Origin of the sequence: Mesorhizobium sp. M7A.F.Ca.CA.002.04.1.1, assembly GCF_004022805.1 — a bacterium.
Lineage (GTDB): Bacteria > Pseudomonadota > Alphaproteobacteria > Rhizobiales > Rhizobiaceae > Mesorhizobium > Mesorhizobium ciceri.
The window spans coordinates 1-7,303 of the sequence record NZ_RZPL01000238.1 but is presented as its reverse complement, the minus strand read 5'-3'; the positions used below and the strand labels follow the sequence as shown (position 1 = coordinate 7,303).

At 62.1% G+C, this 7,303-nt stretch carries 8 protein-coding genes; 5 read left to right on the top strand and 3 right to left on the bottom strand.

The window, feature by feature from the left end; genetic code table 11:
- Positions 1–195 precede the first annotated feature (195 nt).
- Entirely contained in the window at positions 196–621 is a 426-nt protein-coding gene (locus ENZ75_RS14580; RefSeq protein WP_063167937.1) for an OsmC family protein, read from the top strand.
- A 33-nt stretch (positions 622–654) separates the two neighbouring features.
- On the opposite strand, the gene ENZ75_RS14575 is transcribed toward ENZ75_RS14580, so the two are convergent.
- Together ENZ75_RS14575 and ENZ75_RS14570 are read right to left on the bottom strand one after the other, a co-directional pair.
- Positions 655–1,284, bottom strand: coding sequence for a MarC family protein (locus tag ENZ75_RS14575; RefSeq protein ID WP_013531832.1), 630 nt, complete (start codon positions 1,282–1,284; stop codon positions 655–657).
- 160 nt (positions 1,285–1,444) lie between these two features.
- Entirely contained in the window at positions 1,445–1,975 is a 531-nt protein-coding gene (locus ENZ75_RS14570; RefSeq protein WP_063167938.1) for a hypothetical protein, read from the bottom strand.
- Between the two features lie 86 nt (positions 1,976–2,061).
- On the opposite strand from ENZ75_RS14570, the gene ENZ75_RS14565 reads away from it, so the two are divergent.
- Positions 2,062–2,886 carry an AraC family transcriptional regulator gene (locus tag ENZ75_RS14565; protein ID WP_063167939.1) on the top strand — a complete coding sequence of 275 codons (825 nt, stop codon included), beginning with the start codon at positions 2,062–2,064 and terminating at the stop codon, positions 2,884–2,886.
- Between the two features lie 221 nt (positions 2,887–3,107).
- Entirely contained in the window at positions 3,108–5,909 is a 2,802-nt protein-coding gene (gene gyrA / locus ENZ75_RS14560) for a DNA gyrase subunit A (RefSeq protein WP_013531829.1), read from the top strand.
- Positions 5,910–5,978: 69 nt separating this feature from the next.
- Here the strand turns inward: gyrA and ENZ75_RS14555 are convergent, their stop codons facing one another.
- Positions 5,979–6,131 (bottom strand): hypothetical protein, encoded by a 153-nt coding sequence (locus ENZ75_RS14555; RefSeq protein WP_081714296.1) that lies wholly within the window; start codon positions 6,129–6,131, stop codon positions 5,979–5,981.
- Between the two features lie 322 nt (positions 6,132–6,453).
- On the opposite strand from ENZ75_RS14555, the gene coaD reads away from it, so the two are divergent.
- Entirely contained in the window at positions 6,454–6,954 is a 501-nt protein-coding gene (gene coaD / locus ENZ75_RS14550) for a pantetheine-phosphate adenylyltransferase (RefSeq protein WP_063167940.1), read from the top strand.
- A 16-nt stretch (positions 6,955–6,970) separates the two neighbouring features.
- The coding region (locus tag ENZ75_RS14545) for a peptidylprolyl isomerase (protein WP_206617040.1) at positions 6,971–7,303 on the top strand (333 nt) is incomplete at its 3' end.

Sequence of the window (7,303 nt, the reverse complement as noted above, 5' to 3'; positions counted from 1 at the left end):
GCCAAGAGCGGCGGCGGTGGCGGTTCGTCGCGCGAACTGGACGACGAAATCCCGTTCTGATCGCAACAGCAGATGTTGTTTTTGGCTTAAGTCAAACATTGCGCCCCGAGAGTCCATCATGGACTTTCGGGGTTTTGCATTGTCGAACTGAACGCCGACATGGCGATCAACGAAATATGGCGAAGGACGAGTTCGATGAAAGCACGCGTAAAATGGGTCGAGGAACGCACCTTCGTCGGCGAGTCCGGTAGCGGCCACAAACTGGTGCTGGGAACCGCGCCCGGACCGGAAGGCAGGACGCCGGGACCGAGCCCGATGGAGCTGGTGCTGATCGGCACCGGCGGCTGTTCGGCCTATGATGTCGTGCACATCCTCGAAAAGGGGCGCGACGCGGTCGAGGACTGCGTTGTCGAGCTCGAAGCCGACCGGGCGGAAACCGAACCCAGAGTGTTCACCCGCATTCATATGCATTTCGTCGTCAAGGGCAGGCAACTCTCCAGCGACAAGGTGAAACGCGCGATCGACCTTTCGATCGAAAAATATTGCTCGGCCTCCGCGATGCTTGCCAAGACCGCCACGATTACCCACGATTTCGAGGTCATCGACACGACGGCGAGATAGAGCCGGCTTTGAGATTCTCGCCGCGTCAGCCTGTCAGCCCGCTATCAGCGCCTTGATGCCGTCGGCGACGAATTGCACGGCCAGTGCTGCCAGGATGACGCCGAGCAGGCGGGTCAGGATCGAGCGGCCGGTCTGGCCGAGGATGCGGTCTATGCGTTCCGACAGCACGAACACCAGATAGGTGATGGCAAGGCAGACGAAGATGATGCCGACCAGCGCCGCCTGCGCCGCAAAGCCTTGAAAGGAACCTGAGAGCAGCACAGTTGCCGAAATGGCGCCGGGACCCGCGATCAGCGGGATTGCCAGCGGGAAGGCGGCGATGTTGTGGATCATGTCCTTGGTGATGGCGACGTCGCCGATCTTCTCCTTGCGGTCCTGCCGGCGCTCGAACACCATTTCGAAGGCGATGAAGAACAGCAGGAAACCGCCGGCGACGCGGAAAGCCGGCAGCGTGATGCCGAACACCGACAGGATCGAGGCGCCTGCAACCGCAAACAGCGCCATCACCAGGAAACCGATGATCGAGGCGCGGACGGAAACCTGCTGGCGCTCCTCGCGGTTCATGCCGCGCGTCACGGCGAGGAACAGCGGCGCCAGGCCGGGCGGATCGATGGTCACGAGAATGGTGACGAACGCGTTGAACAGGCTGTCGAAACTCGGCATCTCTGACCCTCCCGCCGGGCCGTGCCCGTACCAGGATAATTGGTAGAGCAAAGCCCGTTCGGTGGGAACTGTTCGTGAGAAAGTGGTTGATGCCGGCGAGACAGCGGAGGGCGCAAAGGGTCGCGACGCTTTTATTCCGGGCTGCTGCATTCTTCGGCGATCAAACCGCTCGGCGCGCCAGGAACTCGACCTCCAGCCGCCATGTCGCGCCATTGTCGTGCGAGCGCTCGCCCAGCCATCGGAAGGCGTTTTCGGTGATGCGTGAAAAGCCCCAGCGTACGGAGCTACCGGTGCCGTCGGCGCCCACTTGCACGATCGTGTCACCCTCGGCGCGGCCGAGCTGGCGGCTGAAATACTGGTTGGGCGGGTCGCTCCAGAAGATGTGCCAGGCATCCGCGCCGGGATCATAGACGCGCAGCGTCGTGCCATAAAAAGTCCATTTGCCGAGCGAAGGCTGGGAACCAGTGTCCCGCGCGGGCAGGATCCAGACGTCCTGGATCGCCCGGCCTTCCAGCACCCAGCCGAAATGCACCTCGCCACGCCCTGTCAGCACCGTTCCGTCCTCGAGGTGGCGCGAGGCGTCGAAAGTCCAGGCGCCGACGAAGCGGCCGTAAAGGCTCAGTTTTTCGGCAAGGCCTTCGATCGGTCCGGGGCTATGCAGGGCATCGGCAAACGAAGATTGATCGAACATGGTTGTGGCCTCTTCTTGTCAGGAGATTGGGAGGGAATAGGCGGTTACGAGGTTCTGGGCTTGGGAAAAATTGCTATATTCCGGTCATGACAGCGACCACGCATACGCTCGCATCCGGACCCGGCTGGCATGTGGCGGATGTGATCTGCACGGCTAGCGCCGGCGACCGGCCGTTCGAGGAAGCGCATCAGGATTTCTGTGTCGCCGCGGTCACCAGCGGCACGTTTCGCTACCGTGCCCAGCAAGGCACGGCGATGCTGGCGCCCGGCGCGCTCCTGCTCGGCAATCCCGGCACATGTTACGAATGCGGGCACGAGCATGGCAGCGGCGACCGTTGCCTCTCGTTCCATTTCCGGCCGTCCTACATGGAACGGATCGCGGCTGGCGTGCCGGGCGCCAGGAAGCTGGCCTTCGAGGCGGCGCTCCTGCCGCCTTTGCCGGTCCTGGCGCCACTCCTGGCCGAGGCGGAAACCGCTCGCGAGATGGCCGACATCGACGCGTTCGAGGAACTTTCCCTGCGCATGGCCGGTGCTGCCGTGGCTACAGCCTCCGGCGCTACGCATGTCAGGCGCGCGCCGAGCCGCCGCGATCAAAAACGGGTTGCCGAAGCTGTGCGGCGCATCGAACTCGATGCAGACGGGCCGGTTTCCCTTTCAGCGCTTGCCGATGGGACGGCGACCAGTCCGTATCATTTCCTGCGCATCTTCCGGCAGGTGGCGGGCATGACCCCCTACCAATTCCTGCTCAGGACGCGATTGCACAGGGCCGCGGTGCGGCTACGCATGTCGGACGATACGGTTTCCGCGATCGCTTTCGGCGCTGGCTTCAGCGATCTGTCGACCTTCAATCGTCGTTTTCGGCGGATCATGGGGCAGACGCCAAGCCAGTATCGCAGCCGCCGTGGCGCATAGGTCGTTTCTGCTTGGTGAATCGGCCCGGTGCACCGCAAAGGCAGACACGCAGGCTTTTGCGTCAGGGCGGTGAAAACCGCCTTGGCCATATCGTCGCAATCATCGGTATCCATTTGAAATTACCATCAAAAATGACACTGGAAAAGTGCCGTGAAGGTTGGAGTTTCGGGCTTGCTTCCTATATAAGCACCAAGTGATTCCTGATTAGATTGTGATCCGATTTGACCGACCAGAAGACACCGCGCGGCGCCGACGGCGGCCCCACCGGCATCGAGCCGATATCCATCGTCGAGGAGATGCAGCGCTCCTATCTCGATTACGCCATGAGCGTGATCGTCAGCCGTGCGCTGCCGGACGTGCGCGACGGCCTGAAGCCGGTGCATCGCCGCATTCTCTTCGCCGCCCATGAGAGCGGCTACCATTGGAACCGCAAATATGTGAAGTCGGCGCGTCCTGTCGCCGACGTGATGGGTAAATACCATCCGCATGGCGATGCTTCCATCTATGACGCCTTGGTGCGCATGGCGCAGGACTGGTCGTTGCGCGTTCCGTTGATCGACGGGCAGGGCAATTTCGGCTCCATCGACGGCGATCCGCCTGCGGCGATGCGCTACACGGAAGCGCGGCTGACCAAGGTCGCGCACGAGCTCCTGGAGGATATCGACAAGGATACCGTCGATTTCCAGGACACGTATGATGCTTCCGGCAGCGAACCTAAGGTTCTGCCGGCACGTTTTCCCAACCTTCTGGTCAATGGCTCGGGCGGCATCGCCGTCGGCATGGCGACCAACATCCCGCCGCACAATCTCGGTGAAGTCTGCAATGGCGCCATCGCCATCATCGACAATCCGGCGATCGACCTGCCGGCGCTTATGGAGATCATTCCGGGGCCGGATTTCCCGACCGGTGGCATCGTGCTTGGCCGTTCGGGCATCTACAGCGCCTATTCGACCGGCCGCGGCTCCATCGTCATGCGCGGGCGCGTCAACATCGAACAGCGCGGCAACGACCGCGAGTCCATCATCATCACCGAAGTTCCCTACCAGGTGAACAAGTCGTCGATGATCGAGAAGATGGCTGAACTGGTGCGCGACAAGCGCATCGAGGGCATTTCCGATATCCGCGACGAGAGCGACCGCCAGGGCTACCGGGTCGTCATCGAGCTGAAGCGCGACGCCGTTGCCGACGTCATCCTCAATCAGCTCTACCGCTTCACGCCGCTGCAGACCTCTTTCGGCGCCAATATGGTGGCGCTGAATGGCGGCAAGCCGGAAGTGATGAACCTGACCGATATGCTGAAGGCTTTCGTCGCCTTCCGCGAGGAGGTGATCACAAGGCGGACGAAGTTCCTGCTGCGCAAGGCGCGCGATCGCGCCCATGTGCTGGTCGGTCTCGCTATCGCAGTCGCCAACATCGACGAAGTCATCAAGCTGATCCGCACCGCGCCGGATCCGCAGACGGCGCGTGAGCAGTTGATGGAGCGGCGCTGGCCCTCTGGCGACGTGGAATCTCTGATCCTCCTGATCGATGACCCACGCCACCGGATCAACGAGGACGGTACCTACAATCTGTCCGAGGAGCAGGCGCGCGCCATCCTCGAGCTGCGCCTGCAGCGCCTGACCGCGCTCGGCCGCGACGAGATCGCCGACGAGTTGAACACGATCGGCGCCGAAATCATCGATTATCTGGACATTTTGTCTTCCCGCGCGCGCGTCCAGCAGATCGTCAAGGACGAGCTTGCCGCCGTGCGCGACGAGTTCGGCACGCCGCGCCGCACCGAACTCACCGACGGCGGTTCGGACATGGAAGACGAGGATCTGATCCAGCGCGAAGACATGGTCGTGACGGTCAGCCATTCCGGCTACATCAAGCGCGTGCCTCTGTCGCTCTACCGGGCGCAGCGCCGCGGCGGCAAGGGCCGCTCCGGCATGTCGACCAAGGAAGAGGATTTCGTCACCCGGCTGTTCGTCGCCAACACCCATACGCCGGTGCTGTTCTTCTCCTCGCGCGGCATCGTCTACAAGGAAAAGGTCTGGCGGCTGCCGATCGGCAATCCGCAGTCACGCGGCAAGGCGCTGATCAACATGCTGCCGCTGGAGCAGGGCGAGCGCATCACCACCATCATGCCACTGCCCGAGGACGAGGCCAGCTGGGGCGAACTCTACGTGATGTTCGCCACCACGCGCGGCACCGTGCGCCGCAACGATCTATCCGACTTCGTCCAGGTCAACCGCAACGGCAAGATCGCCATGAAGCTGGAGGAAGAAGGCGACGAGATCCTCGGCGTCGAAACCTGCACCGACAAGGACGACGTGCTGCTGACCGCCAGTTCCGGCCAGTGCATACGCTTCTCCGTCGGCGACGTGCGCGTCTTCCAGAGCCGCAATTCGGTCGGTGTGCGAGGCATAACCATGGCCGAGACCGACCGCATCATCTCGATGTCGGTGATCGAGCATGTCGATGCTTCGCCGGCGGAACGCGCCGCTTACCTGAAGCGCGCGGCGGCGGAGCGGCGGCTTGCCACGGAAACGGCCGGAGAAGAGGAAGAGATCGCGCTGACCAATGAGGAGATCGGCGAGGAGACAGAGCTTTCCGACAGCCGATACGAAGAACTCAAGGCGCACGAACAGTACGTGCTGACGGTGACCGAATTCGGCTACGGCAAGCGTTCGTCGTCCTATGATTTCCGGCTGACCGGACGCGGCGGCAAGGGCATCCGCGCCACCGACGTGTCGAAGGCGGCCGAGATTGGCAGGCTGGTGGCGACCTTCCCGGTCGGCAATGACGACCAGATCATGCTGGTGTCGGACGGCGGCACCGTCATCCGGGTGCCGGTCAACGGCATTCGTTTCGCCAGCCGCGCCACCAAGGGTGTGACCATCTTCAACACGGCTGAAGGCGAAAAGGTGGTTTCGGTCGAGCGGATCTCTGAACCGCAAGCGGACGAAGAAAGCGAAGAAACCGTCGAGGGCGGTGCCGATGCCGCTGCGGCGTCTGACGCCGGTCCGGAGGGTGCGGACTAAGTCCGGCACCCAGGTTTTGACATGGCAACGCCGGCCAGCTGGCCGGCGCGGCAGCAAGTCCAGGCTTTATCAGTAGTGGCGATATGGCTTACGCGGGCCGAAGCCTTCGAAGCGCTTGGTGTTTGCCTTGACGCGGATGCGTTGTGCCTCCTGATGCAGCCCAAATACGGTGGCGATCAGCATGGCGACGGTCATTGCGGTGGCGAGCATGTAGATCAGCATGTGCGTGTTCTCCTGCGCCTAACAACGGATAGATGGGATTTTGGTTTCATCTTATTAAGGTGCAACCTAGTGAACGCTGCGTGAAGGCTTCGTGATCAGCGTGTTCATCTGTCGTTCATGTGCCGGAAAAGGTTCACGGCCGGCGCCCCGATCGGATTTGCCTTTGCGAGAGAGGCTCGCTAGAGCCTGTTCCATCTTGGTGGACGGAAGACGGAACAGGCTCTAGCTTTCATTTGAGCATGATCTCTAGGACAAACGAAAAACCGTTTGTCCGCAAAAACCGGTTTCCACTTTTTGGGATCATGCATTAGAAGCACCTGCCATGACCGAACGCATCGCCCTCTATGCCGGCTCCTTCGACCCGCTGACCAACGGCCATCTGGATGTGCTGAAGGCTTCGCTGGCCGTGGCCGACATCGTCTATGCGGCGATCGGCATCCATCCGGGCAAGCAGCCGCTGTTTTCCTTCGAGGAGCGGGTGAAGCTGATCGAGACGGCGGCGAAGGCGGAATTCGGCAGCGATGGTGCCCGTATCAAGGTCGTCGCCTTCGAGGGGCTGGTCATCGACGCCGCCAGGAAGCACGGCGCCTCGATCATGATCCGCGGCCTGCGCGACGGCACCGACCTCGACTATGAGATGCAGATGGCCGGCATGAACGAGACTATGGCACCTGAGTTGCAGACGGTTTTTCTGCCCGCCAGCCCGTCCGTGCGCACCATTACCGCCACACTTGTCCGCCAGATTGCCTCTATGGGAGGCAACATCCGCCCCTTCGTGCCGGCGGCGGTTGCCGGTGCGCTCACCGCCAAATTCGCGAAATAAGATTCCGGAGATAGATATGCAGCTGAAAAAGCTCGCCTCGTTCCTCGTTGTGCTTGCCGGCCTTGTGACCGCATCGGTCTCGGCCTTCGCCGCCGACCCGGAAAACACCATGGTCATCACGCTGAAGGACGGAGACGTCACCATTGCGCTTCGGCCCGATCTGGCGCCAAAGCATGTCGAGCAGATCAAGAAGCTGGTGCGCCAAGGCGCCTATGACAACGTCGCCTTCCACCGCGTCATAGACGGCTTCATGGCGCAGACCGGCGACGTCAAGTTCGGCAATATGAAAAAGGGTTTCAGCGCCGAGGCCGTCGGCACCGGCGGTTCCCACCTGCCCCACCTGCCGGCC